Here is a 25468-nt window from a genome sequence, read left to right on the forward strand (position 1 = left end):
AGACTCAACACCTGCCTCTTAACCCGGCCCAGCCCACGACTCGGATACCCTATGCCCCAAGCCAGCTCCCTCTCCCCCCGTTTCCTCTTCATCCTGCTCGGTGCCCTGGCGGGCCTGACTCCCCTCGCGGTGGACATGTATCTGCCCGCCATTCCCGCCATCGCCCGGGATCTGGCTACCAGCATCGACGGCGCCCAGCTCACCATCAGCGCCTTCCTGGGGGGCTTTGCCATCGGCCAGCTCTTTTACGGGCCGCTCGCCGACAGCTTCGGCAGAAAGCCGGTGATCCTGGCGGGCCTGACGATGTTTGCCGTGGCCTCCGTGGGCTGCGCCATGGCGGACTCCCTGCCTGAGCTCCTCGCCTGGCGCATGTTGCAGGCCGCAGGGGGCGCCGCGGGTTCCGTGGTGGTCAACGCCCTGCTGCGCGACCTGTTCGAGAAGGATGCGTTTTCCCGCGCCATGTCCTTCGTCATCCTGGTGATGACCCTCGCCCCCCTGGTGGCCCCCGTGGTGGGGGGGTATATCAGCGCTCACAGCGACTGGCGGGTCATCTTCTGGCTGCTGGTGGCCATCAGCCTGCTCATCTGCCTGGTGATGCAGTGGAAGATTGAGGAGACCCTCAAACCCGAGCACAAGCAGCCCCTGCGACTCGGGCAGGTGCTTCGCAACTACTGGGGGGTGCTCTCCCACCGTGGTGCCATGGGCTATGTGCTGTGCGGCGCTCTGTCGAGCTCCGGCATGTTCGCCTTCCTGAGCGCCTCCCCCTATGTCTACATCGAGTATTTCAAGGTGCCGACCGAGCACTACGGCTGGCTCTTTGGCCTCAACATCCTGCTGATGATGGTGGTCACCTTCGCCAACAGCCGGCTGGTGAAAGGGGTGGGTGCCGAGCGCATGCTGCGATACGGCCTGACCGTGCTGCCGCTCGCCGGGGCCCTGCTGATCTACAACGCCTGGAGCCAGACCGGGGGCCTGTGGGGCATCGTCATCCCGGTCGTGCTCTTCGTCGGCCACATCAGCCTGGTGGGGGCCAACGCCATGACCGGCCTGATGGGCCACTTCCCTCAGTCCGCAGGCACCGCCTCGGCGCTGGCGGGTACCCTGCGCTTTGGCCTTGGGGCCCTGGTGGGGGTGCTGGTCAACCTCAATCCCCCCGAATCGCCGCTCCCCATGGCCATCGCCATCGCCGGTTGCGGCCTGGGGTCGGCCCTCAGTTACTGGCTGCTGAGCGGCAAGCGCGTCCCCTGATGCCCTGCTATGAAAAAGCCCTGTCCATGGACAGGGCTTTTTGCATCGGGGCGCAGGCCTCAGTCATCTGCCTGCAACCCGCTGCGCGCCAGGATCTCGCTCTCCAGCCCATCCAGGCTTAGCTGGTTCTTCTTGCGCCAGTAGGCCTCAATCCCCTCCCGGCCCTGCCGCTCGGACCAGTTGGCAAGATCTTCCCTGTCCCCCTGGTACTCATACAGAGGCACCGACATGCCGCACGACGTCTGGACCCGTTCAATGTCCAGCAGGAAGATCTGGCGAGCCGCGACGCTTGGGGGGAACAGCGCCAGCAACGACGGCCACTGCGGATCAGTGCGGTGCAGCACCCGCGCCTGGCCATAGGCCCGCAGTATCATGGGCGCCCCCTCGAAGGCGCAGAACATCACCGTCATGCGCGGGTTCTGCAACACCTGGGCTGCGGACTCGTTGCCGCTGCCGGTCAGGTTGAGCCAGGCCAGGGTATGGGCATCGATAATGCGCAACGAATCCCCGCCCTTGGGGGAGAGGTTGACCGTGCCCTCCCCCGCCGCCGTGCCGACAAAATAGATCTTCTGTGCCTCAATAAAGGCCACATGGCGCGGCAAAAGCGCCTCGAACAGTTGTCCCATCCTGCCTCTCCCTGGTGCCTGGAACCGGGTTGCCTAAAACAGGGCGCTGTTGAGCCACAGGTGCGCCCCTATGCCGACCATATAACCAAGCAAAATGGCAGGCAACCACTTGAGGTGCCCGACGAAGGTATACATGCCCCTGGCCTGCCCCATCAGGGCCACCCCGGCGGCGGAGCCGACCGAAAGCAGACTGCCCCCCACCCCGGTGGTCAAGGTCACCAGCAGCCACTGCCCCGTGCTCATCTGCGGCTCCATGGAGAGCACGGCGAACATCACCGGAATGTTGTCGATCAGGGCGGAGAGCAGGCCGATGGTGACGTTGGCCAGGGTCGGATCGCCACCGTCATAGAGGAAATGGGAGGCAAGCGCCAGATACCCCATAAACCCGAGGCCGCCGACGCACATCACCACCCCGTAGAAGAAGAGCAGGGTGTCCCACTCCGCCTTGGCAATCTTGTTGAACACATCGAACGGCACCACCGAGCCCAGACGCAGCAGCCTGGCCTCGTCCCCGGTGCGCTCATACAGCGCCCGTGCCCGGGCCAGGGTGACGGGCTGGGTCTTTCGCAGATAGAAACTGAAAAATTGCAGGTAGCCCAGCCCCATCATCATGCCGAGCACGGGGGGCAACCCCAGGAAGTGATGGCAGGCGACGGCGGTCACTATGGTGAGCACAAAGAGCAGCACGATGACAAAGGCGCCGCGCCTTGGCACCACCATCTCGCCCGGCATGGCGGGCACCAGACGGGGCACCATCAGGCTCATCAGGGTGGCCGGCACCAGGAAGTTGAGCAGGGCGGGGATGAAGAGCAGCAAGAACTGCTGGAACGGCACCTTGCCCGCCTGCCACACCATCAGGGTGGTGATGTCGCCAAAGGGGCTGAAGGCGCCGCCCGCATTGGCCGCCACGACGATGTTGATGCAGGCCAGGTTGATGAAGCGGCGCTCCCCGTTGGCCACGTTGAGCACCACTGAACACATCAGCAGCGCCGTGGTGAGGTTGTCCACCACGGGGGAGATGAAAAAGGCGAGAAAACCGGTGAGCCAGAAGAGCGTACGCAGGCTGAAGCCCGCTTGCACCAGGCGTACCCGCAGCACGGCGAACAGCAGTCTGTCCTCCATGGCGTTCACATAGGTCATGGCCACCAGCAAGAAGAGCATCAGCTCGGCATACTCCAGCAGGTTGTGGCGAAAACCAGCCTGAACCAGCTCGCTGTGCCCCTGCCCCGTATAGACCAGGCCGATGGCTATCCAGATGATGCCGGCGGCCACCAGCACCGGCTTGGACTTGCGCAGCTTCAGGTACTCCTCGGCCATCACCAGGGCATAAGCCAGGGCGAAGATGGCGAGGGCGAAGAGCCCGACCCCGCTGTGGGTCAGATCGAGGGGGCCGTTGCCCGCAGCGGCGGGGGCACTGAGCAGGGCCGCCCCGGGCACGAGGCGAAGGAGTCCAGACATGGCGGCATCTCCTGGCAGGCGTCTGGCATTGAGGCTAGCAGCGCAAAGGGAAGCCGCCCTCCTTGTCATCCTGATGAGCGGCCCGCCGCGGGCACTCAGGCAAACATGAGCGAGGCCCGTTGCCAGGCCCCGTCATCAGGAGGTCTTCTTGCCAAAACCCGATTGCTTGAGGGTGTAGCCTGCGCTGTTTTGCCAGGCATCCAGCCCGCTTCGGTTGTTGCCCGCCACCAGGCTCGCGGCCAGGCTCGGGCTGTTGAACAGCTGATCAGCGGTAAAGATGAAGCCCCCTTCGGGGTGGGGAACGAGCACCCCCTTGCCCAGCAGCTCCTGGCGCAGCTCGATCACCGCCTCGCGCAGGGAGGCCGCATCCTCGCCGTTGGCGGTGGAGCCCGCCTGGACCATGAAACCGGGGTTCTGCCGCTTGCCCACCGGATAACCATGGGCCTCTGCCCCCTTGCCGTTGAAGTGGTAGAGCTCTCGCTCCCCCGGCTTGTTGTCGGAGAGGGCCTTTTGCAGGGTCATCAGCTCGTTGTAGATATCGATGGGGACCACGGCAGCCTGCTTGACGCCCTTGCTGTCGACGATAAAACTGACTTGCTTGTGTAACATCCTTGCTCATCCTGTGACCCATGGAAGGCCCTATTCTAACCACCTCAGGCAAGCGGGATCCAGCGAGGATCCCCATCCCTTTTGCAGGCGCGATCACTAACTGGCATAGTGACGGACATTGTGAAAGCCATTGACCATCAAACGGTTATCCCATGCTTAGCCTGCGCAACCTCAGTAAACGCTTCGCCAACGGCGGCGAGACGCTCCCCCTGTTCGAGGGGCTGGATCTCGCCCTCACCCCGGGGGAGACCTGCCTGCTGCTGGGGCAAAGCGGCTGTGGCAAGTCCACCCTGCTCAACCTCATCGCCGGTCTCATCGCCCCGGACGAGGGGGAGATCTGGCTGGAAGAGACCCGCCTCGACACCCTGCCGACAGACGAGCGGGCCCGCCTGCGTGGCCGCCATTTCGGCATCGTCTATCAGGATTTCAACCTGCTGCCGACCCTGACCGTGGCCGAGAACCTCGCCCTGCCCCTTCAGATAAACAACCTGCCCCAGGACGATGGGCGCCTCGATGCCCTGCTCGCGCGCCTTGGCATGAGCCACAAACGCCACGCCTGGCCGGAACAGCTCTCCGGCGGCCAGCGCCAGCGGGTGGCGCTGGCCCGCGCCCTCATTCATCAGCCCCGTTGGCTGCTCGCCGACGAACCCACCGGGAGTCTTGATGAACACAACGCCGAGCAGGTGATGGCCCTGATGATGGCGGCGGTGCGCGATACTGGCGCCGGTCTCTTGCTGGTGAGCCACAACCCGGGCTATGGCGACCTGGCGGATCGGGTGCTGCGCCTTGAAGGGGGGCAGCTGGTCGAGCTCAAGGGGCGCCGCCATGGCTGACTTCTGCCGGGGGGCCTGCTGATGTTGCCGCTCAAGGCGCTGCTGCGCCTCTATCGCGCTCACCCCTGGTTGCTCTTGATGAGCCTGGCCGGGCTCACCCTCGGGGTCACCCTGGTGGTGGCCATCGAGCTCTTGAACCACAGCGCCCGCACCAACTTCGTCGCTGCCCGCAGCCAGCTCGCCGGGGAGGCCAACTACCGCCTGGCCCCCCAGGGTGGCCTGGATGAGCAAGTCTACGTGAGGCTGGTGCGAAGCCAGCCGAACCTTGACGCCATGCCAGAGCTTCACGCCTGGCTCAAGGACGCCCAGGGGCGCAGCTTCCAGTTGCTGGGGATGGATCTCTTCAACCCCGGCCCCCTGCGCCGCCTCTTTGGCGATGCGCCAGACAGCCAACCCGATGTCTCGTTGAATCGCGCCGACAGCGTCTGGCTGGCCGCCCCCGAGGCGAGGCGCCTTGACTGGCAACCGGGCCAGTCGCGAACCTTTGTGCTGGGGGGCGGTGAAGGGGCGCCGCCCCGCCCGCTGACCCTCACGTTGGCCGGCACCTTCGAGCCCGGCGCCGTGCCCATGGAGCGGCTGCTGGTGACCGACATCGGCCTCGCCCAGCCCCTGCTTGGCAAGGAAGGACGGCTCGATCGCATCGTCTTCAAGCTCAGCGAGCAAGAGGCCAATACCTTGCAAAGAGCCTTGCAGGCGGCCCTGCAATCCTATGCCCCCCATCAGCCCCTCTGGCTTGAGCCCATCAGCCCGGCGCTCGATGCCAGCCAGCTCGGGGATGCGCTGGCGCTGAACCTCACCGCCCTCTCCCTGCTCGCCATGGCGGTGGGATTGTTTTTGGTGTTCAACGCCCAGCGCTTCGTGCAGAGCGTGCGCCGCCCCCTGCTCGCCCAGCTCATCATCCTCGGGATGCCGCCGCGCCGGGTGCTGCGCTGGCTGACCCTGGAGATCCTGATCCTCGCCACCCTCGGCACTCTGCTCGGGCTGCTGCTGGGGAGCCTGCTGGCCCTCGCCCTGATGGGGCAGCTCACCCAGGCGCTGGCCGACCTTTATGGCCCCAACCCCATCGACCTGCTGCGCCTCTCCCCCACCAGCCTTGGCAAGGCGCTGGTGATTGGCCTTTTGGGGATGCTTGCCGCCAACCTGCCTGGCTGGTGGCAACTGCTGCGCCAATCCCCCCTTGCGCTGCGAGAGGGCAACAGCCGCCCGCCGGCTCATCCCTGGCAACGTCGGGGGCTCGCCATCGCCATTCTGCTGCTGTGCGCCCTGTGTCTGTGGCAGCCCTGCACTGGCCTTGGCGGCGCCCTCTTCGTGGCCGGGGGCTGGCTGCTCGCCATGGCCCTCCTGCTGCCCGATGCCCTTCGCTCCTTGCTGGTGCGGCTGCGTGCACGCGGCCCCCTCACCGCCCGGCTCGGGGTGGCCGAAACCCTCTATCACCTGGATCGCACCGCCATTGCGGTGATGGCGCTGCAACTGGCCATCGCCGCAGCCATCGGCATCGGGGTCATGGTGTCGAGCTTTCGCTCGAGCGTGGAGATCTGGCTCGGCCAGCGTCTGGCCGCCGATCTCTACGTCACCGCTCCCAAGGGGGTGGCGGGTAGCAGGGGCGCCCTCGGCGAGCAGACCCTCAACACCATCCTCGCCTCGCCGGATGTGCGCGCCGCCTCCCGCCGCGCCGTGCTCCCCGCCCGCTGGCAGGGGCAGCCCATCGAGTGGGCGCAGATGGACTTTATCCCCGAACTCAAAGCCGCCTACCCCTTGCTCGCCGGGCGCTGGCCCGCCGCTCCCGACGAGGTGCTGGCGAGCGAACCGCTGACGGTGCGCCTCGGGGTCAGGGTGGGCCAGCGCCTCGAGGTAACCAGCGAAGGGGGGCCGAGGGCTTTCACCGTCACCGGCGTCTATCAGGATTACGGCAGCGACAAGGGGCAGATACTGCACGCCTTCGAAGGGAGCAAGGTGCAATCCCTTGCCCTCTTCAGCCCGGATCCCGAGCACCTCGGCGACAGGCTCAGGAGCCAGTTTGGCGAGCAGGTGAACCTGTTGCCCGCCCCCGCCATCCACGCCGCCGCCCTCAGGGTGTTCGATCAGACCTTCGTGGTGACCGAGCTATTGAAGTTACTGATTTTGGGGATCGCTTTCGTCGGCATCGGCTCGGCCTTTATGGTGCTGGGGCTGGCCCGGCGCGGCGAGTTGCAGACCCTGCAAAGCCTTGGCCTGAGCCCGCGCCACTGCCGCCGGCTGCTGGTGTGGCAAGGGGCAGGCCTCGGGCTGCTCACCGCATTGTTGGCCCTGCCGGTGGGCTATGGCCTTGCCTGGGTGCTGATTGAGGTGGTCAACCCCCGCGCCTTTGGCTGGCGGCTGGCCTTCGAGGCCGCCCCCCTGCACGCCGTCACGGCGCTCCTGCTCGCCCCCGTCTGTGGCGCGCTCGCCTCCTGGTATGCCGCAAGGAGAGTGGTATGAAAGATTGGTTGGCGCACTGGCTCAGCCATGGCTTGACGTTCCCATTGACCAGATCTCTATCACCGCCCCTGATTCAGCGCAGAGAAGCGCACAGAGCTGCCGCGAACCATCCCCTCTCCCTTCGGGAGAGGGCCAGGGTGAGGGGAATCTTGTCCTCTTGGCTTGCAGCCCTCTTGATCCCGCTTGTTGCCATAAGCGGCCACGCGCAGGCCAGCGATCTGGGGAGCATCCTGGGTGACGGCAACGATCACTTCAAAAAGGCCCTGCCGGGTCAGTCCATCAACCTGCCCGCCGATCACGGTGCCCACCCCGACTACCGCTCCGAATGGTGGTATCTCACCGGCAACCTGAAAGACGAGCAGGGACGCGGCTACGGCATGCAATGGACCCTGTTTCGCCAAGGCATTGAACAGGAGATCACCTCGGAGAACCCCTGGCTCACCCCTCAACTCTGGTTGGCCCAGTTTGCCATCACGGATGTGAGCAAAGGCAGCCACCAGCAGGACGAGCGCACCAGCCGCCAGGGGCCAGGGCTCGCCGGTGCCAGCGGCGGTGAGTATTGGCTGAAAGAGTGGGTGCTTACCTCTCAAGGGGAATCGCTCTTTCCCGCCACCCTCAAGGTGCGGAGCAAGGCGGGGGATCTTGATGTGAAGGTGAGCGCCGCCAAGCCCGCGGTACTGCAAGGTAAAGCGGGTTTCAGCGAGAAGAGCCCGGGCAACGCCTCCTTCTACTACTCCTACCCGCGCCTGACCATCAGCGGCACCCTGATCTTGGATGGGGAGACCCGTAACGTCAGCGGTGAGGGCTGGTTTGATCACGAGTGGAGCAGCTCGGTATTGGCCCAGTGGCAATCGGGCTGGGACTGGTTTTCGCTGCAGTTTGAAGATGGCCGCGAGTTGATGCTGTTTCGCCTGCGCACCAAATCGGGACGCTCTGAGCCGGAGAACCGCTACGGCATCCTGATTGAACGAGACGGCAGCAGCCGGGTGCTGAATCCTGCGCAGATCCGCCTCACCCCCGGCAAGACCTGGCGCGGCCCCAAGGGGCAAGCCTACCCCATCGAGTGGCAGCTGGCAGCCGGCGATATAAGGCTCACCATCCAGGCGCGCCTGCCCGATCAGGCCATGACGGGACGCTTTGACTACTGGGAGGGGGCGGTATCCGTCTCGGGGAATGCCAAGGGCGTCGGTTATCTGGAGATGACGGGCTACTGAGTCTTACCCCGTTCGCCATCGCGGATGAGCAGGTTCGACTCATGGATGTCAGCATCGGTGCGCGTTTGGCGATGCTGTTGGCCGCCTTCTCGCTGTCACAGGCGGACAGGGCGGCGGTGCAGGCGATGGCCAGCATGGCTTAGTGGTGCATTCAATCGCCGCTGAATTTACTGGAGGAAGGGTTCGCCGGTCGACGCAAGATCTGTAACCAGCTGTTACAAGGCATTGATGAGCAAGAGATAACACATGACTTGGTTGGCCGGGCGGTGTGGCAATGAAGAGAAGCCATCTCCCCTCCCCCCGTTTCTCTTGACCTTTCCCTGTAAAAATCTGACCACCATCAAGATTTCATTCAAATCCCACGGAACGGCTGTGTTTTTACTCAACAGGAGCGGTCGGCCTTTGATAGGCTACTACTCATCCGGCCCTTATAGCCCCAGAGGCATCCAGAGAGTGGCAATGTTCAATCCTATTTTATTCAGCTTGAAGGCAGCACAACGGAAGCTGAAATCCGTGCGGTAGGGAAGGTGCGAATAAGTCATATGGCACGAGAGCATTTACTGGTAACCCATTGATATTAAATGACTAAAATTTTCATTTTTTGTTCGTGGGATACTTGTTCGCACTTTCCCTAATAAGTTACCTTAGTAACCCTATTGAAAACGGCAGGATATTTATCCTGCCGTTTTTATTTTTCTATCTCGCCGCCTGATCCACCAGATAGAGGATGCTGTGATAGGGAATGCCAGCGTGCTGGCTGAGCCCCATTTCACAGGTGCGGCTGTTGCTGAATCCCTGACGGCAATCCCTGGGGACCTGGGCGGGCAGGCTGGCGAGGGCCGCGGCGTTGAGCTCCGGGGTCATCAGCCCCTTGTCGCCGGCAAAGCCGCAGCACTGGATATGCTCAGGGATTATCACCTCCCGGGCACAGGCGCGTGCCACCGCCAGCATCTTATCCCCCAACCCCATGCGCCGGCTGCTGCAGGTGATATGGAGCATCACGGTCTCATCAATGGGGGTCAGCTCAAGGTGGGGCAGCAGGTATTCGAGCACAAAGGCGGAGGGCTCGAACACCCGAAGGCCCTTGCCGAGCGCCCTCGAGAGCAGTCGCTGCACGCAGGGGCTGGTGTCGAGCAGCACGGGCCAGCGCCCCTGCTCACTTGCCTGCCACAGGGCCTCGGCCAGCTCACTGCGCTTGGCTCCCGCTACCTCGCTCATCCCCTTGCTGTCATAGGGCATGCCGCAGCAGAGCCCCTCGATACCTTGCGGCACTATGACCCGGCAACCCGCTTTATTGAGGAGGGATAACACCACGTCCGGCAGTGACGGGGCTTCCTCCTGCTGGCCGAATACCCGGCTGGCGCAAGAAGGCAGATAGACCACGGCGCGATCCTCTCCAATGCCCTCACTGGAGCCGCCATGGCTCCCCTCCCCTTGCGGCCATTGGTAGCGGCTCGGCCCCGGCAGTGTGGGCAACCAGGCGGGGGTGCGCTGGCCGCTCAGATGGCGAACCCCGTTCACTAATCCTGCCAGCGCCTTGTCTCCCAGCACCTTGCCCGCTATGGCTTTGAGGCCCAACGCACTGCGGGCGGTGCGGGTAACGCCGACGAAGTGATCGGCGCTCCAGCGGGCGATGGGCACAAAGCGCTGGTACTTTTCGCTACGCAGCTTCTTGATCAGGCTGCCGGTGTTGATGCCCACCGGGCAGCGATCGGCGCACAGCCCGGTGGCGGCGCAGGTATCGATGCCCTGATAGTCAAATAGCCGGGCCAGCTGGTTGGAGGGCTCATCGGCACGATTGCGGCGGGCCAGTTCGCGGTAAAGCACGATGCGCTGCCGTGGCGACAGTGACAGGGTGCGCGAGGGGCAGACCGCCTCGCAAAAGCCGCACTCGATGCACGGATCCACGATGGCATCGCTCGCCGGCATGGGCTTGAGGTGGGCCAGGTGGGCGTTGGGGTCGTCGTTGATGATGACGCCGGGATTGAGCAGTTTATCGGGGTCCAGCAGCGCCTTGATGCGGCGCATCAGCGCCACCCCCTCCGGCCCCCATTCCAGTTCCACATAGGGGGCCATGTTGCGCCCGGTACCGTGCTCGGCCTTGAGCGACCCGCCAAAGCGCACGGCGACGAGCTCCGCCACCGCATCCATAAAGGCACCGTAGCGGGCCACCTGCGCCGGATCATCGAACCCCTGGGTAAAGACGAAGTGCAGGTTCCCCTCCAGCGCGTGGCCAAAGATGATGGCTTCACCGTATTCGAAGCGATCGAACAGTTGCTGCAGCCCCGCCACCCCTTCGGCCAGACGCTCGATGGGAAAGGCGACATCCTCAATGATGACGGTGGTGCCGGTGGTGCGCACCGCCCCCACCGCCGGGAAGAGCCCCTTGCGAATGGCCCAGAGCCCAGCACTGTCGCCGGTAAAGGGCACAGAGGCGACCTGGGCGAACTCGGCCGCCATGGCCATCACCTGCTCGCAGCGATCCACCAGCTCCTCTTTCGATTCCCCATGCACTTCGATCAGCAAGGCGCAGACAGCCAGATCCAGCGCCTTGATAAAGTCCGGCAGGCCGGGCTTGCCCGCGACCGAGCAAAGGGATCGTCCATCCATCAGCTCCACCGCCGCCACCGGCGCACTTTTCAGGCGCGAGGTGGCCAGACAGGCCTGCTCGGCGTCCCGGAACACCAGCAGGGCCGAGGCCTTGTGGGGGTATTCGGGCACGGTATCGAGCACCACCTCGGCGATAAAGCCGAGGGTCCCCTCCGAGCCGATCATCAGGTGGGTGAGGATATCGACGGGGTCCTCATGATCGAGCAGGGCATTGATGGCGTAGCCGGTAGTGTTCTTGAGCCGGTACTTGTGGCGGATCTTGGCGGCAAGCTCGGCATTCGCCAGCACCTCGACGCGCAGGGCGGCGAGCCCCGTGAGCAGCTCCGGACGCTTGGCCGCCAAGGCGGCGCGGCTGTGGGGATCGCCGCTCTCCAGCACGGTGCCATCGGCCAGCAGCAGGGTCATGGCATGCAGGGTGTGATAGCTGTTGTGGGCGGTGCCGCAGCACATGCCGCTCGCGTTGTTGGCGGCGATGCCGCCGAGCTTGCAGGCATTGATGGAAGCGGGATCCGGCCCAATCTTGCGGCCCATAGGCGCCAGATAGCGGTTGGCATCGGCGCCGATCACCCCGGGTTGCAGGGCAATGCGCGCCCCCTCGTCCATAATGCGGTGGCCGCGCCAGCTGTCGGTCAGGGTGATGAGCACCGAATCGCTCAGGGCCTGGCCCGAGAGGCTGGTGCCGGCGGCGCGAAAGGTGCACGGCAGGCCCAATTCGCGGCACACCGCCAGCACGAAACGCACTTCATCCAAAGAGTCGAGGCGCACGATGCGCTCGGGCACCAGCCGGTAGAAGCTGGCGTCCGTGCCGTGGGCCAGCCGAAGATCCGGGTCGCTCACCAGCCGCTCCGGCGGGATGCGCGAGAGCACGGCGGCGTCAAATTCATTCCAGCGCATCAGCAATCCTCCACCAGCACCACCAAGAGGCGGCTCGGGCCGTGGGCGCCGTAGGCCAGGGTCTGCTGGATGTCGGCGGTCTTGGAGGGGCCGGAGACCAGCAACAGATTGGTGGGCATGGCCTGCTGCCAGCGCCCGATCGCCACCAGCCCCGCCAGGTTGTCGGCGATGGTTGAGGCCGCCAGCAGGGCGATATGGCAGGGGGGCACAAGCGAGAGGGTGCGCGGCTCGCCGCCATCGGGCAGCAACACGAGCGTGCCGGTGTCGGCGATGGCGCCCGCGCAGTGGGTGATGCCCGCCTGACAGACGTCGAACAGATCGTCCTTCCAGCTCGCGAACTCGCCTGCGGGGGTCAACACAGATCGCCCGGCGCAAGCGGCCGCGACCTCCTCCTGCCAACGGCCGCCCTGACCACAGGCCAGACTCGTCACGCCCTCTTCATCCAGCCAGACGGCCAGATCCCGGGCCAGGGTTGCCTGTTGGACTGTGAGGATCTCGGCGTGGCTGGCGCTGATCCCGGCAACAAAGCGCTCACGCCGCGCCTGATCATCCTCCCCGCGCCAGGGCTGCCAGCCATGGGGGGCGTGGGCCATGGGGGTGGCGGCGCCGCGCAGGCGGCTTAATATGGCCTCTTTGCTCGACATCTCAGGACTCCTTCTTCTTCTGGCGCAGCAGGGCGTGCAGGCTCTGGGGGGCGGGTTTGGGGGCTTCGCGGCACTGGGTCCAGGGGCCCAGGTGTTTGGGCATCAAGCCCCGCAGGCGACCGGCCACCCCGGTTGCGGCGTGGTAGAGGCGCGGGTGGGTGGCGGCAAAGGCAAAGCCCTGCATGGCAAGGGTTTCGAGCCGGCTCCTGGCCGCCCCCTGCCCCGCCAGCGGTTCGTGGCCGGGCTGGGCGTCGTGCTTGGCCTCCCGGCGCAGGCGCTGCAACAGGTCGGGAATGGGGATGCGGACCGGGCACACCTCGCCGCAGGCACCGCACAGGCTCGATGCGGTCACCAGATCGCTCGTGCTCTCTAACCCCAGCAGGTGGGGGGAGATGATTTTGCCGATGGGGCCCGGGTAGATGGTGCCGTAGGCGTGGCCGCCGATGCGGGTGTAGACCGGGCAGTGGTTCATGCAGGCGCCGCAGCGGATGCACTGCAAGGTCTTGCGCAGCTCTTCGTCCCGGTAAGCCTGGCTGCGGCCGTTGTCGAGCAGCACCAGGTGCACCTCGTCCGGGCCGTCCAGCTCCCCAGCCCGGCGCGGGCCGCTGATGACGTTGAAGTAGGTGGTAATGGCCTGTCCGGTGGCCGAGCGGGTCAGGGCGCTGTAAAGCGGCGGCACATCGGATAAGCACTCCACCACCTTCTCGATGCCGGTGATGGCCACGTGCACTTTCGGCACAGTAGTGCACATGCGCCCGTTGCCCTCGTTCTCGACGAGACACAGGCTGCCGGTCTCGGCCACCGCGAAGTTGACGCCGGAGAGCCCCATGCCGGCGCGGCGAAACTCTTCACGCAGGGCCCGCCGCCCGGTCTGGATCAGGGCGTCCACGTCGGTGGTGGGGGTGAAGCCTTCCAGGTTGCCGGCGAAGGTGTCGCTCACCTCCTGCTTGTTCTTGTGGATGGCGGGCATGATGATGTGGGATGGGGTGTCGCCGTCGAGCTGGACGATAAACTCCCCCATGTCGCTCTCAAGGCAGCGGATGCCGTGGCGCGCCATCTCGTGGTTGAAGCCCACCTCCTCGCTCACCATGGACTTGCCCTTGACGATGCTGCTCACCCCGTGTTGCTGGGCGATGCGAAGGATGATGGCGTTGGCCTCGTCCGGCGTCTGGGCCCAGTGCACCTTTATGCCGTTGCGCTCACAGTTGGCATCGAGCTGCTCCAAAAGATCGGGCAGACGCGAGAGACAGCGCTGGCGAATTTGCTCCGCCGCATCGCGCACCGCCGCTTCTTCGGTGGGGTCGGCGAAGGCATCCCGGCGCTTGGCGCGCAGGTAATCCATGGCACCGCGAAAATTCTGGCGCAGCACCGGGTCGGCCAGGGCCGCCTCGGCCTGGGGATGGAAGCGGCGCGGCGAATACTTGGCGTGCTCACTCATGATGGGCCTCCTGTTTTTGCGCTTGTAAGCCCTGCGCCACTGGCTCGCTATGGGCGAGCAGGAAGCTCGCCAGATGGGTGGCGGGAAGCGTCTTGCCCTGATAGGCCAGGGATCCCTTGATGTTCAAGAGGCACCCCCAGTCTGCACTCACCAGGGTGTCGGCGCCGGTGGCCAGCAGGTGGCGGGTCTTGTCCTCCACCATGGCCTGGCTGATGTGGGGGTGGCGCACCGAGAAGGTGCCGCCAAAGCCGCAGCACTCGCTCTCGTAGGCCTGTTCATGCAAGGTGACGCCATCGAGCTGGCCCAGCAGGCTGCGGGCCGTGGTGTGTACCTGCATCTCGCGCCGGGCCGAGCAGGAGGTGTGCATGACGATGCTCGCCTCCCCAACCCCGTGCCAGCGCACCCGGCAGATCCGAGCCAGAAACTCGGTGAGCTCGAACACCCGATCGCAAAAATCGGCCACCTCGGGGCTCTCGGGGAAGAGGCGGCGGTAGTGGTGGTGCATCATGCCGCCGCAGGAGCCCGACAGCACCACCACCGGCCAGGGCTCGGGGAAGAGCGCCATCTGGCTTTGCGCCACCTTGCGCGCCTCCTCCTCGTGACCCGAGGTGTAGGCCGGCTGCCCGCAACAGGTCTGTTTCTCGACAAAGTGCACCCTTATCCCTTCCCGCTCGATCAGGGCGATGGCATCGAGCCCCGCCACCGGGTCGAACAGGTCCACCAGACAGGTGGCGTAGAGATAGACATCGGCCGGCTTGGCCGGGTAGACCCGCATTACCTTCATCACTTGCTCTCCTTACTTGAGCTGCAGCAGTGCGTCCGAGATGTGGAAGCTGTACATGAGCGCCAGCCCGATAAGGCCGGTGACCAGCAGGTAGTAGAGGGTCGGCAGCGCCGTCTTGCGCAGCGTCGCCCCCTCACGACCGAGCAGCCCCACGGTGGCCGAGGCCGCCACCACGTTGTGAATGGCAATCATGTTGCCGGCCGCCGCACCGACTGCCTGCAGGGCCAGCATGGCGGCGGTGGAGACCCCCAGGGTCTGGGCCACCTCGAACTGGAACTGGCTGAACATCATGTTCGATACCGTGTTGGAGCCGGCGATAAAGGCCCCCAGCGCGCCGATGGTGGCGCTGAGGGCCGGGAAGAACTCCCCCACCAGCCCGGCGGCAAAGTTGGCGGTGGTCACCGGCATGCTGGCAAGATCCGCCCCGTTGACGCCGGAGTTGATGAAGATACGCACCATGGGCACGGTGAAAATCAGCACGAAGCCGGCGCCGATCAGGGTGCGGCTGGACTCCCCCAGCGCCCGCCCGAAGGGGGCGAGGGAGCGCGATTGCAGCCAGGTGGCGAGCAGGGCGCAAAGCACCAGCAGGCCCCCCGGCAGGTAGAGCGGCTCAATGGAGGCGCTGACCCCCTTCTCACCCAGCAGATCCGTGAAGGCGAGGCTCACCGACAGGAGGCTGGCCTTGAATGCCGGGCTCACCCGGCTCGCCACCAGCAGGAGCGCCAGCGCCACATAGGGGAGCCAGGCCAGCATGAGCGACATGGGGCGGCCGGCGGCCTCTTTGAGATCGAGCTTCAAGGAGCCCAGCCACTCGGCGGGCCACTCGTTCTCGGGGGCGAAATCCCAGGAGTTCTTGGGCACCAGAAAACCGGCTCGCGCCGCCGTCACCACCAGGGCCAGCCCCACCAGACCGCCGATGAGGGACGGGAACTCGGGGCCGAGCAGCATGCCGGTGAGGGCATAGGGGACGGTGAAGGCGAGCCCGGCGAAAATCGCGAATGGCAGGATGGAGAGCCCCTCGGTCCAGCTGCGGTTGCGGCCAAAGAAGCGGGTCAACATCATCACCATCAGCACCGGCATCAGGGTGCCGACAGTGGCGTGAATGAGGGCCACGTTGGTGGTCACCTGTTGCAGGTAGATGTCCCAGCTGCTGCCACCGGCGCTCAGGGTCTGGCCGATGGCCTGGTTATCCAGCCCCTTGTTGATACCCACCAGGATGGGGGTGCCCACCGCGCCGAACGACACCGGGGTGGACTGGATCATCATGCCGAGCAGCACGGCGGCGAGCGCCGGAAAGCCGATGGCCACCAGCAGCGGCGCGGCGATGGCGGCCGGGGTGCCAAAACCGGAGGCCCCTTCGATAAAGGCGCCGAAGCACCAGGCGATGATGATGGCCTGGATGCGCCTGTCCGGCGAGATGTTGGTAAAACCGCCGCGAATGGCGGTGATGGCACCGGTGTGTTTGAGGGTATTGAGCATCAGGATGGCGCCGAACACGATCCAGAGCACGGTCACCGTGATCACCAGCCCCTGCAGGGTGGAGGCGAAGACCCGGGTCGGGCTCATCTGCCAGCCCCAGAGGGCGATGAACACGGTCAACAGGAAGGCGACGGGCATGGCGCGCTTGGCGGGCCAGTTGAGGCCGACCAGCAGCACGGCGGCCACCAGGATCGGCGAGAAGGCCACCAGGGCCAGCAGGGTGTCTGTCATCATTGCGTCCTTGTCCAGAGGGGTGCAGAGGCGCACCTTGTTGTTGTTTTGTTAAGCGGACGTGACCTTACCCTGTTCCTTTTTCGCGATATATGGAAATAATGAACAACATTCGTTCCAAAAGTTGATCAATATGGCCAGTACCGACGACCTCATCCTCTTCGCCCAGGTGGTGGAGGCCGGCTCCTTCAGCAAGGTGGCTGAACAAAATTCCCTGACAAATTCAGTGGTTAGCAAGCGGATCGGGCGTCTTGAAGAGGAGCTCGGGGTCCAGCTCCTCTATCGCACCACCCGCCGGCTCACCCTGAGCGAGGCGGGCAAGGCGCTCTATCAGGGTGCCAAAAATGTGAAGGCCGCCGCACTGGACGCCTTCGACGCGGTGGCGGGATTTGGTGAAAAGGTGAGCGGTCATGTGCGGATGTCGGTGCCCACCATCTCGGGGGAGCTCTTGCTCGCCGATGCGGTGGCCGATTTTTGCCAGCAGCACCCGGGGCTCACGGTGGAGATGTCGCTGGACAACCGCTTCGTCAATCTGGTGGAAGAGGGATTCGATCTGGTCATTCGCACCGGCTATCTGGATGACTCGAGCCTGATTGCCCGCCACATTCTCGACTCCCAGTGGGTCATCTGCGCCGCCCCCGCCTATGTGCGCCGCTTCGGGGCGCCGCGCGAGCCGTCAGACTTGCTCACCCACAACTGCCTGCGCTACGCCTACCAGAGCACGGGGGCCTCGGAGTGGGCCTTCAAGGGGGAAGAGGGCAACTATCTGGTGTCGGTGTCGGGGAGCTTTTCAACCGACAACGCCGGGGCCCTGCGCAAGGCGGCGCTGGGGGGGCGCGGCATCGTCTATGTGCCGCGCTGTCTGGTCTATCACGACCTGATGCAGGGGGATCTGGTGGACTTGTTTCCCGACCGGGTGGGCAAGAAGCTCGGCATCTACGCCGTCTACCCCTTCACCCGCCAGCCGCCGCGCAAGATAAGGCTGCTCATCGAGCACATCCGCCAGCGCTATCTGGAGATTGGCCACTACTTCATCTGAGGCCCTTGCCGGGCCTCAAAGGGCGGATGACGCCGCCTGACGGGAGAGAAACGCCAGGGACTGGCGGTTGAAGTGATCCGGCTGCTCCACGTTGCAGACGTGGCCGCACTTTTCGATGATTTCGAGGCAACTGTAAGGGTCGCGGGCTACCTGCTCACGCACCGGGGCGAGGAACATGTGATCCTCCTCCCCCATCACGTAGAGGGTGGGAATGGGCAGGGCCCGCTCGCGAAAGTAGCGCATCAGGGGGTTCACCTCGGTGGCGAGACGGAACCAGCGCTTGAACTCCTTCTGGCACAGCTTTCTGGCCTCGCGCACGAAGAGGTTGCGGGACTCCTGATGGTGCTGGCGCGGCATGATGATGAAGGCGAACAGGCGGTAGAGCCACATGTAGGGCAGGAAGTGCTGGCCGAGGCGACCAAGCTGCACCAGCACCCGGGAGCGGATGTCGAGACGCAGGATGGCACCGCCGAGCACCATGCTCTTGACCCGCTCGGGGCGAAGCTCCGCCAAATGGCGGATGAGGATGGTGCCAAGGGAGATGCCGACAAAATGGGCGTGGGGGATGCGCAGGTGATCCAGCAGGCGCAGGATATCCTCGGTCACGGCCCGAAAGCTGTAGTGCCCCTTTACCACCTGCTGCAGCTGGTTGGACTGGCCGTGACCGCGAAGGTCCAGCAGCAGCACGTTGAAGTGCTCCCGGTAGGCCCGCAACTGCTTGAACCAGATGGAGGAGCTGCCGCCCGCACCGTGCACGAACACCACCCAATCCCGATCGGGACCCAGTTCAAAGGTCTTGTGGTACAACATCTCATGGGCTCCCGGGGTGATGGGGGGTATACTCGGCGCGCATATTAACAGAAGGCTCACCCCGGTGAACATGCTTCCACCATGATCGGACCAGCCTGGAGTCCCCATGACCCTCGTTCAATTGCGTGAATTTTTGCTCAGCCAGCCCGGCGCCACCGAGGACACCCCCTTCGGCCCGGAGATCCTGGTCTACCGCATCGCCGGCAAGATGTTTGCCCTGGTGGACTGGCAGGCGGAGCCCCTCTCCATCAACCTGAAGTGCGAACCCGAGCTCGCCCTGCTGCTGCGGGAGATCCACCCCGAGGTGAAACCGGGCTGGCACATGAACAAGCAGCACTGGAACACGGTGACCCTGAGTGAAGGCCTGTCTGACGATCTCTGGCAGGGCTGGATAGTCCACTCCTATGAGCGGGTGGTGGCGGGTCTGCCCAGGGCGAAGCGGCCCCAGGCCCCCCGCGCGACCATCAGGGAGGGTTGACCCATGCCGTCTCCTTCTTCTCCTCGCATCGTCCCCCTCGAGGAGGCACACATACCAAGGCTGCTGGACCTGTTCGAGCAGTCGGTACGCCGCCTGGGGCCTGCACACTACAGCCCGGAGCAGGTGGAGCAGTGGGCCAGGGGTGCCCATCACCCGCGGCTTGCCAGCCAGTTGCGCGAGCACCATGGCTGGGTCATCGAGCAAGACGATGTGCCCCTTGGCTTTGCCACCCTGAGCGATGACGGTCATCTCAGCCTGCTCTACGTGAGCGCGGATCATCCGCGCCAGGGGCTCGGCACCCTGCTGCTGGAGCGGGTGCTGGCAGCCGCCAGCCAGATGGGGCTTGGCAGCCTAACCACGGAGGCGAGCGCCTTCAGCCTCGCCCTCTTCCTGCGTCACGGCTTCCTGCTGACCGGATTGGAGACAGTGGAGCGCGGCGGTGTCCAATTTATCCGCCATCGGCTCCACTGCCGCTTGCCATGACGGGTTCAGCCACTAAAATACGCACCATTTCCCCAAGGCAATGAAGAAAGGGCAGCCATCATGGTGGTAGAGAGCGACGGTTACATTGCGCTGATCGAGTATCTGGTAGAGAGTCTGGGTCTGTTCGAGAGCCAGCAACAAGGCGGCGGCGCCCAGACCATCGAGGATCTGGTGAGCAGCCGGGTGGCCGACAACCTGATGGCCATCTGCGAGCAGAACCCCCAGCTCGACCCCAAGGTGCGCTTCCTGATCATGCAGGAGGCCGATGCCGTGGTCGCCGACCTGGAAGAGGTGCTCTCCGCCGTCTGGTTGTCCGCCCCCAGCGAAGCCCAGCAAGCCTTCCTCATCGAGTTCATCGACCTCATCAAGAACCTGTTCGACAGCACCATCAGCTGACCCCGCCCCTGCCGTGACGGCAAGGGGACGAGATGCAATGAGGCGAGGAGTGAGGCGGGACGCCCAATGAAAAGGGCCGCCTCATCGGGCAGCCCTGCTTGCTAGCATTGTCAATTCATCGCGCTTGTCAGAGTAATGAATTTCGGGGCAAAAAATGTGTCTGGTCTTGGCAACCATCCGTGGTCGCTACCCTGTTGGTCAGCCAGGGTTCAGTTTAGTTCCCCACCTGACGCATTTTTTTCAATTATTTTTCATCACAATGACACGGGGGCCTGATGGCCCCCGTGGTATGCAATGACGCCTCAGCGATTCAGGCTGGGAGGCAGGCAGACGCCGATGCCCCCCAGGCCGCAATACCCCTCGGGATTCTTCTCCAGATATTGCTGGTGATAATCCTCGGCATAGTAGAAGGGGGCCAGCGGCAGGATGCGGGTGGTGATGGTGCGCCCATCACCGCTCGCCGTCATGGCCTGCTGGTAGGCGGCCAGGCTCTGCTGGGCAATCGCCTCCTGGGTGTCGTCCCCGACGAAGATGACGGAGCGATACTGGGTGCCGATGTCGCCACCCTGGCGCATCCCCTGGGCCGGATCATGGTGTTCCCAGAACAGCTTGACGAGATCCCCATAGCTGATGACCTTGGGATCGAACACCACCTGCACCGTCTCGGCGTGGCCGGTCAGGCCGCTGCACACCTCCTTGTAGGTGGGATTGGGGGTCAGCCCCCCCTGATACCCGGCGGCGGTGGAATAGACCCCGGGCTGCTGCCAGAACAGACGCTCCACACCCCAGAAACAGCCCATGCCGAACCAGGCAAGCTCCATCCCCTCGGGCCAGGGCCCCTGGGTCGGGTGGCCGTTTACTGCATGCACCTGGCCAATCTCCAGCGCTTCCCGCCGTCCCGGCAGCGCCTCTGCCGGTGAAATAATCTGCTCCATATGCCCTGTCCTTGTATAAAACCCCGCGCAATGCGGCTGACGAAAAGGAACACCGAAGATATCAGGTTATAAGCCCGGATCAACCAGGGAGCGGCCCCCGGGGCGACCCTCCCGCCCTCGCCTGCGTCTCCCCCTCCCCGCCCGCACTGGTCAAAATGGCGACAAAAAAACATCAAGTCGATATTTAGTCTTGATTTGTGAATTTATTTTCATATATTGGGCGAATTGCTGCTTTTTTATGGAATGAAACACGTGCGTGAACGCGAACCCAGCCTGGTCCATGCCTTTCGGCAATCCACCCCCTATGTCAATGTGCACCGGGGTGCCACCTTCGTCCTGATGATCGGCGGGGAAGCCATTTGTCACCCCAATTTCGCCAACATCGTCAGCGACATCGCCCTGCTGCAGACCTTGGGGATCCGCCTGGTACTGGTGTTTGGTTCGCGTCCGCAAAATGACGAGGCCCTGGCCCGTGCCGGCATCCAGGCCCAGTATCACAAGCGGATCCGGGTCACCGACGATGCCAGTTTCGCCATCATCAAGCAGGTGTGCGGCGGTCTGCAATACGACATCACCGCCCAGCTCTCCATGGGGCTCGCCAACACCCCCATGCAGGGGGCCCGCATCAGCGTGGTGAGCGGCAACTTCGTCACCGCCCAGCCGCTGGGTGTGGATGACGGCATCGACTTCTGCCACAGCGGCCGGGTGCGTCGCATCGATGTGGAGGGGATCACCCGCCAGCTGGATCAGCACGGCCTGGTGCTCATCTCCCCCATCGGCTGCTCGGTCACCGGCGAGAGCTTCAACCTGAGCTCGGAAGAGGTAGCCCGCCGGGTGGCGGTGGATCTCAAAGCCGACAAGCTCATCTGCTTCAGCAGCACCCAGGGGGTCATGGACAGGCACGGAGAGGCCATCTCCGAGCTCTTCCCCGAACAGGCCGAAGAGCTGCTGGTGGCGCTGGAGCAGGCGGGTGAAGAGATGTCAGGCACCGCCCGCTACCTGCGCGCGGCCATCGCCTCCTGCCGGGGTGGCGTGCCCCGCTCCCACCTGGTGAGCTATCAGGACGACGGCGCCATGCTGCAGGAGCTGTTCAGCCGCGAGGGGCTGGGTACCCAGATCGTGCGCGAAAGCGCCGAGCGGGCCCGGGCCGCCACCATTGAGGACATCGGCGGCATCCTGGATCTCATCCGTCCGCTGGAGGAGGAAGGGATCCTGGTGCGCCGCTCCCGGGAGCAGCTGGAGATGGAGATAGACAAGTTCACCATCATCGAGCGGGACGGCCTCATCATCGGCTGCGCCGCGCTCTATTGCTTCATGGAAGAAGCCATGGCCGAGATGGCCTGCGTCGCCATCCACCCGGAGTATCGCAACTCCAACCGGGGAGACACCCTGATCGCCAAGGTGGCCGAGCGGGCCAAGCGGCTCGGCATCCGTCGCCTGTTCGTGCTCACCACCCGCTCCATCCACTGGTTCCGGGAGCGGGGCTTCGATCCCCTGGAAGTCGAAGATCTGCCGGTGGAGCGCCAGCGCTTCTACAACTGGCAGCGTCGCTCCAAGGTTTTGTCCAAGACCATTTCGTAACTGATTGATCTTGTGCCTGGTTACCGTCAATTTTGTTCTTTTTTACGAACTCGATTGACAGTGCAATCCAGACCAAGGTATTTGTACATGCACGCCACCTGTCACAGGTGGCACCAGAAGAGGAGCGCTGCCCAGGCAGCCCAGGGGAGGACACCAGTGTCCGGTGAACTTGGGTCAGGGGGAGCAGCGCCGAGACGAGGCGAGTGACTGGACACCGCCACGTCGGCTGCGGGGGCTGAATCCCCCGGGTTGTCATCGGTAGTGGTCATCCCACACCGCGCCCCACCTTGGGGCGGGTACGGGATGGGCTCTGCAGGTGGAGTGCTTCTGGCCGGGATCCTCGCGTTTTCCTGCCATTTTTTGCCTCCTCCTCTCTATTTGCCCGATGAAACCGGATTTTCACCTTGAGACAGGAGTATGCAATGAACCCGATCAATGTCGCCAAGTTTGGCGGAACCAGCGTCGCCAATGCCGCGGCCATGAACCACTGCGCCGACGTGGTGCTGGCCAATCCGGCGACCCGGGTGGTGGTGCTGAGCGCCAGCGCCGGCGTCACCAACCTGCTGGTGAGCCTGGCTCAGGGTGAACTGGACGAAGCCGGACAGGATGCCCAGCTCGCCAGGCTTGCCGACATCCAGCTGGCCATTCTGGCCGCCCTTGGCAACCCGAGCGACGTGAGCGCCCTCATCCATGCCCAGCTCGGCGACATTCGCACCATGGCCCGTCAGGCCAGTCAGCACACCGACGCCGAACTCGCCGATCGCCTCATCGCCTGCGGCGAGCTGATGTCCACCCGTCTCTTCACCGAACTCCTGCACCAGCGCGGCGTCAATGCCCAGTGGCAGGATGCGCGCCAACTGCTGCGCACCGACAGCCGCTTTGGCAAGGCCACCGTGGATCTCGCGGCGACCCGCGCCCTCTGCCAGCAGGCGGTGGGCCCGTTGCTGGGTGACAGCCTGGTCATCACCCAGGGCTTCATCGGTGCCGACGGCGATGGTCGCACCACCACCCTCGGCCGTGGCGGCTCCGACTACAGCGCGGCCCTCCTGGCCGAGGCACTGGACGCAGGCAGCATCGAGATCTGGACCGACGTGCCCGGCATCTACACCACGGATCCCCGCCTGGTCACTCGCGCCCGCCCCATCCCCGAAATCAGCTTCGTGGAGGCGGCGGAGATGGCCACCTTCGGCGCCAAGGTGCTGCACCCGGCCACCCTGCAACCCGCGCTGCGCCAGGACATCCCGGTGTTCGTGGGCTCCGCCAAGGATCCCGCCGCCGGTGGTACCTGGATCCGCGCCACCACCCGCAGCAACCCGCTGTTCCGGGCCGTGGCCCTGCGCCGCCAGCAGGTGCTGGTGACCCTGCACAGCCTCAACATGTTCCACGCCTACGGCTTCCTGGCCGAGGTGTTCGGCATCCTGGCCCGTCACCGCATCTCGGTGGATCTCATCACCACCTCCGAGGTGAGCGTCTCCCTGACCCTGGATCACACCGGCAGCCAGAGCAACGGCGAACCCATCCTGAACGACAAGGTGCTGGCGGAGCTCGGCCAGCTGTGCAAGGTCGAAGTGGAGACCGACTTCGCCCTGGTGGCGCTCATCGGCAACCGCATGAGCGAGGCGGCCGGGGTAGGCAGCCAGGTGTTCGACGCCATCCGCGAGCACAACATCCGGATGATCTGCTACGGCGCCAGCGCCCACAACCTCTGCTTCCTGGTCAAAGAGGACGAGGCGGGCCACATCGTCAACTGCCTGCACCGGGAACTGCTCGACTGAGTCGCCCCGGCGCTGGCGCACAGCGCGCCTCGTCCGCCCCATCACACCCGGGGCGGCCTTCCCCACTCAGCAAAGAGGGGCGCCGCGGCGCCCCTCTTGTCACTCTTCTTCCACCATCAGCTGGTGACCAGGGTGGCCCGGGTGGGCAGCAGATTGGCCCGGATCTGCTCGCGCAGCCCTCCCAGCCGTTGCAGCAACCCGGCCTGACCGAGCCCCGCTTCGTCAGGAGCCAGATTGTCCACCAGGGCCGGGAAGTGCTCCCGTACCGCCTGCTCCAGCCAGTCGAGACGGCGCAGGGTGAGCGGGCCGCAGCTCTTGCCGCTGAGATCGTCCAGGATGTCGAGCCGATGGCTGCGGTACATGTCGCGCCACCAGTTGGCCGCCAGCGCCTCGTCGCTTGCCAGCGCCGCACTCCACTCCCCCACCAGTCCCTGCATCCGCGCCAGCACGGGGGCGCTCGCCCCCTCCCGCGACAGGTATTGCAACTCTCCCCTGGCCCAGGCGAGGCAGAGCTCGCGCCAGCGGCGAAACAGCGGCAAGGGATCCGCCTCGTCCAGCCAGAGCCCGGAGAGGGTGCGGGTTTCCAGCCGCTCAGGCACGTGGAAGTCGGGATCGGTGAGGCCGTTGGAATTGAACTCGTGCAGGGGATCGAAGGGCCACATGTAGCCAAAATCGAACACCGAGATATGCTGGCCGTCATCCAGCAGGTTGCCCGGGCTCGGATCCCAGTCAAACCAACCCCAGCGGGCCAGCTCCGCCTCCACCGCCAGCATCTGCGCCAGGTTCCGCTCGCAGAGCGTGCGCACCGGCTCCCCCCGCAGCCAAGGGGAGACCAGCACCCCGGCCCGGGCGGAGCCGAAACTGGTGCAGACCACGTTGGAGAGGATGGTGGGGTGCAGCTCCCGCAGGCTCTCTATCTCCCGGCGCCGCTCCAGCTCGGTGAGAAAGGCGGTCTTGCCGTCCACATTGGCCACCAGAGAGTCCTGGCGGCAGCGTTTCAGGCACCAGTGGTGCCCCTCCACCTTGAGATGGAACACCTCGGCGGTGAGCCCGTGACCGTAGACCTTGACGACGTCCGGGTGAGCCTCGGTCAGCCGGACGAGCTGGGGCAGCGGCAGGGGGCAGTCCCGCTCCCGCCCGATCCGGATCTCTTCTTTGCTCTCCAGCATCTGGAGCAATCTGGCCTGACGCGCCGCAACTTTGGGATTCATACATGTACCTCCAACCGTTACTGAGAGACTAAACAGCGCCCCCCTCCCAGACCAGCAGCAAAGGCTCATGATGACGCTTTCATCACAGAATGAGTGCCCCTGGCGGATCGGGATCACAAATTGCTTCACTGTGCTCATCACGGAATATTCATCTTGTTGTCATTAAATTGACATCAAGGAACAAGCCACGCACCATCGGGTCAAAATAGAGGCAGTCGTCGCTGCCATGACCGCT

At 64.7% G+C, this 25468-nt stretch carries 21 protein-coding genes and 1 riboswitch; of the genes, 10 read left to right on the forward strand and 11 right to left on the reverse strand.

What is annotated here, in order from left to right; all coding sequences use genetic code 11:
• Nucleotides 1–51: 51 nt before the first annotated feature.
• A complete protein-coding gene (locus ACNPAA_RS08315) occupies nucleotides 52–1248 on the forward strand; it encodes a Bcr/CflA family multidrug efflux MFS transporter (RefSeq protein WP_010674385.1) in 1197 nt (398 codons plus the stop codon).
• A 59-nt stretch (nucleotides 1249–1307) separates the two neighbouring features.
• Here ACNPAA_RS08315 and ACNPAA_RS08320 read toward each other — a convergent pair whose 3' ends face one another.
• From ACNPAA_RS08320 to ACNPAA_RS08330, 3 genes are all read right to left on the reverse strand, one after another.
• Complete coding sequence (locus ACNPAA_RS08320) at nucleotides 1308–1874, reverse strand: pyridoxamine 5'-phosphate oxidase family protein (RefSeq protein WP_319874223.1); 567 nt, start codon at nucleotides 1872–1874, stop codon at nucleotides 1308–1310.
• 33 nt (nucleotides 1875–1907) lie between these two features.
• Nucleotides 1908–3332, reverse strand: a complete 1425-nt coding sequence (gene nhaD, locus ACNPAA_RS08325) for a sodium:proton antiporter NhaD (RefSeq protein WP_417891678.1) — start codon at nucleotides 3330–3332, stop codon at nucleotides 1908–1910.
• Between the two features lie 135 nt (nucleotides 3333–3467).
• Nucleotides 3468–3941 (reverse strand): DUF4357 domain-containing protein, encoded by a 474-nt coding sequence (locus tag ACNPAA_RS08330; RefSeq protein WP_010674381.1) that lies wholly within the window; start codon nucleotides 3939–3941, stop codon nucleotides 3468–3470.
• Between the two features lie 152 nt (nucleotides 3942–4093).
• On the opposite strand from ACNPAA_RS08330, the gene ACNPAA_RS08335 reads away from it, so the two are divergent.
• The 3 genes from ACNPAA_RS08335 (at nucleotide 4094) to ACNPAA_RS08345 (ending at nucleotide 8445) form a co-directional block, all read left to right on the forward strand.
• Complete coding sequence (locus ACNPAA_RS08335) at nucleotides 4094–4774, forward strand: ABC transporter ATP-binding protein (RefSeq protein WP_041215391.1); 681 nt, start codon at nucleotides 4094–4096, stop codon at nucleotides 4772–4774.
• A 21-nt stretch (nucleotides 4775–4795) separates the two neighbouring features.
• Nucleotides 4796–7231 carry an FtsX-like permease family protein gene (locus ACNPAA_RS08340; protein ID WP_417891679.1) on the forward strand — a complete coding sequence of 812 codons (2436 nt, stop codon included), beginning with the start codon at nucleotides 4796–4798 and terminating at the stop codon, nucleotides 7229–7231.
• A 173-nt stretch (nucleotides 7232–7404) separates the two neighbouring features.
• Nucleotides 7405–8445: a lipocalin-like domain-containing protein gene (locus ACNPAA_RS08345; RefSeq protein ID WP_417891680.1), complete on the forward strand. Its 1041-nt coding sequence runs from the start codon at nucleotides 7405–7407 to the stop codon at nucleotides 8443–8445.
• A 696-nt stretch (nucleotides 8446–9141) separates the two neighbouring features.
• Here the strand turns inward: ACNPAA_RS08345 and ACNPAA_RS08350 are convergent.
• Genes ACNPAA_RS08350 through ACNPAA_RS08370 form a run of 5 tightly spaced genes read right to left on the reverse strand, consistent with a single transcriptional unit; the run spans nucleotide 9142 to nucleotide 16525 of the window.
• Nucleotides 9142–11949, reverse strand: coding sequence for an FAD-binding and (Fe-S)-binding domain-containing protein (locus tag ACNPAA_RS08350; protein WP_417891681.1), 2808 nt, complete (start codon nucleotides 11947–11949; stop codon nucleotides 9142–9144).
• Nucleotides 11949–12593, reverse strand: a complete 645-nt coding sequence (locus ACNPAA_RS08355; RefSeq protein ID WP_161646650.1) for a LutC/YkgG family protein — start codon at nucleotides 12591–12593, stop codon at nucleotides 11949–11951. Before ACNPAA_RS08355 ends, ACNPAA_RS08350 begins: the two co-directional genes overlap by 1 nt.
• 1 nt (nucleotide 12594) lies before the next feature.
• Entirely contained in the window at nucleotides 12595–14031 is a 1437-nt protein-coding gene (locus ACNPAA_RS08360; RefSeq protein WP_417891682.1) for a LutB/LldF family L-lactate oxidation iron-sulfur protein, read from the reverse strand.
• Nucleotides 14024–14815 carry a (Fe-S)-binding protein gene (locus ACNPAA_RS08365; protein WP_244812504.1) on the reverse strand — a complete coding sequence of 264 codons (792 nt, stop codon included), beginning with the start codon at nucleotides 14813–14815 and terminating at the stop codon, nucleotides 14024–14026. The genes ACNPAA_RS08360 and ACNPAA_RS08365 overlap by 8 nt, the downstream gene beginning before the upstream one ends.
• 12 nt (nucleotides 14816–14827) lie before the next feature.
• Nucleotides 14828–16525, reverse strand: a complete 1698-nt coding sequence (locus ACNPAA_RS08370) for an L-lactate permease (protein WP_139700293.1) — start codon at nucleotides 16523–16525, stop codon at nucleotides 14828–14830.
• A 61-nt stretch (nucleotides 16526–16586) separates the two neighbouring features.
• On the opposite strand from ACNPAA_RS08370, the gene ACNPAA_RS08375 reads away from it, so the two are divergent.
• The gene (locus tag ACNPAA_RS08375) at nucleotides 16587–17564 is read left to right on the forward strand and encodes a LysR family transcriptional regulator (RefSeq protein ID WP_080988704.1); all 978 of its coding nucleotides are present in this window, start codon (nucleotides 16587–16589) and stop codon (nucleotides 17562–17564) included.
• Nucleotides 17565–17579: 15 nt separating this feature from the next.
• On the opposite strand, the gene ACNPAA_RS08380 is transcribed toward ACNPAA_RS08375, so the two are convergent.
• Entirely contained in the window at nucleotides 17580–18374 is a 795-nt protein-coding gene (locus ACNPAA_RS08380) for an alpha/beta fold hydrolase (protein WP_104452773.1), read from the reverse strand.
• Between the two features lie 106 nt (nucleotides 18375–18480).
• On the opposite strand from ACNPAA_RS08380, the gene ACNPAA_RS08385 reads away from it, so the two are divergent.
• The 3 genes from ACNPAA_RS08385 to ACNPAA_RS08395 are packed head-to-tail and all read left to right on the forward strand — an operon-like array spanning nucleotide 18481 to nucleotide 19731.
• Entirely contained in the window at nucleotides 18481–18852 is a 372-nt protein-coding gene (locus ACNPAA_RS08385) for an MmcQ/YjbR family DNA-binding protein (RefSeq protein ID WP_039038958.1), read from the forward strand.
• A gap of 3 nt (nucleotides 18853–18855) precedes the next feature.
• The gene (locus tag ACNPAA_RS08390) at nucleotides 18856–19335 is read left to right on the forward strand and encodes a GNAT family N-acetyltransferase (protein ID WP_103243324.1); all 480 of its coding nucleotides are present in this window, start codon (nucleotides 18856–18858) and stop codon (nucleotides 19333–19335) included.
• Nucleotides 19336–19395: 60 nt separating this feature from the next.
• Nucleotides 19396–19731, forward strand: a complete 336-nt coding sequence (locus ACNPAA_RS08395; protein ID WP_010674366.1) for a DUF3802 family protein — start codon at nucleotides 19396–19398, stop codon at nucleotides 19729–19731.
• 302 nt (nucleotides 19732–20033) lie between these two features.
• Here ACNPAA_RS08395 and msrA read toward each other — a convergent pair whose 3' ends face one another.
• Nucleotides 20034–20666 carry a peptide-methionine (S)-S-oxide reductase MsrA gene (gene msrA, locus ACNPAA_RS08400; RefSeq protein ID WP_010674365.1) on the reverse strand — a complete coding sequence of 211 codons (633 nt, stop codon included), beginning with the start codon at nucleotides 20664–20666 and terminating at the stop codon, nucleotides 20034–20036.
• A gap of 252 nt (nucleotides 20667–20918) precedes the next feature.
• On the opposite strand from msrA, the gene argA reads away from it, so the two are divergent.
• Both argA and lysC read left to right on the forward strand, forming a co-directional pair.
• On the forward strand, nucleotides 20919–22247 hold the full coding sequence (argA, locus tag ACNPAA_RS08405; RefSeq protein ID WP_041215931.1) for an amino-acid N-acetyltransferase: 1329 nt from the start codon (nucleotides 20919–20921) through the stop codon (nucleotides 22245–22247).
• A gap of 109 nt (nucleotides 22248–22356) precedes the next feature.
• Nucleotides 22357–22582: riboswitch (Lysine riboswitch) on the forward strand.
• An 87-nt stretch (nucleotides 22583–22669) separates the two neighbouring features.
• Nucleotides 22670–24022, forward strand: a complete 1353-nt coding sequence (gene lysC, locus ACNPAA_RS08410; RefSeq protein ID WP_315627968.1) for a lysine-sensitive aspartokinase 3 — start codon at nucleotides 22670–22672, stop codon at nucleotides 24020–24022.
• A 116-nt stretch (nucleotides 24023–24138) separates the two neighbouring features.
• Here the strand turns inward: lysC and ACNPAA_RS08415 are convergent, their stop codons facing one another.
• Nucleotides 24139–25233 (reverse strand): hypothetical protein, encoded by a 1095-nt coding sequence (locus ACNPAA_RS08415; RefSeq protein ID WP_161470427.1) that lies wholly within the window; start codon nucleotides 25231–25233, stop codon nucleotides 24139–24141.
• Nucleotides 25234–25468 lie beyond the last annotated feature (235 nt).

The sequence above is a fragment of the Aeromonas sp. PS2Canimalfood6 genome, from assembly GCF_048276795.1.
Lineage (GTDB): Bacteria > Pseudomonadota > Gammaproteobacteria > Enterobacterales > Aeromonadaceae > Aeromonas > Aeromonas caviae.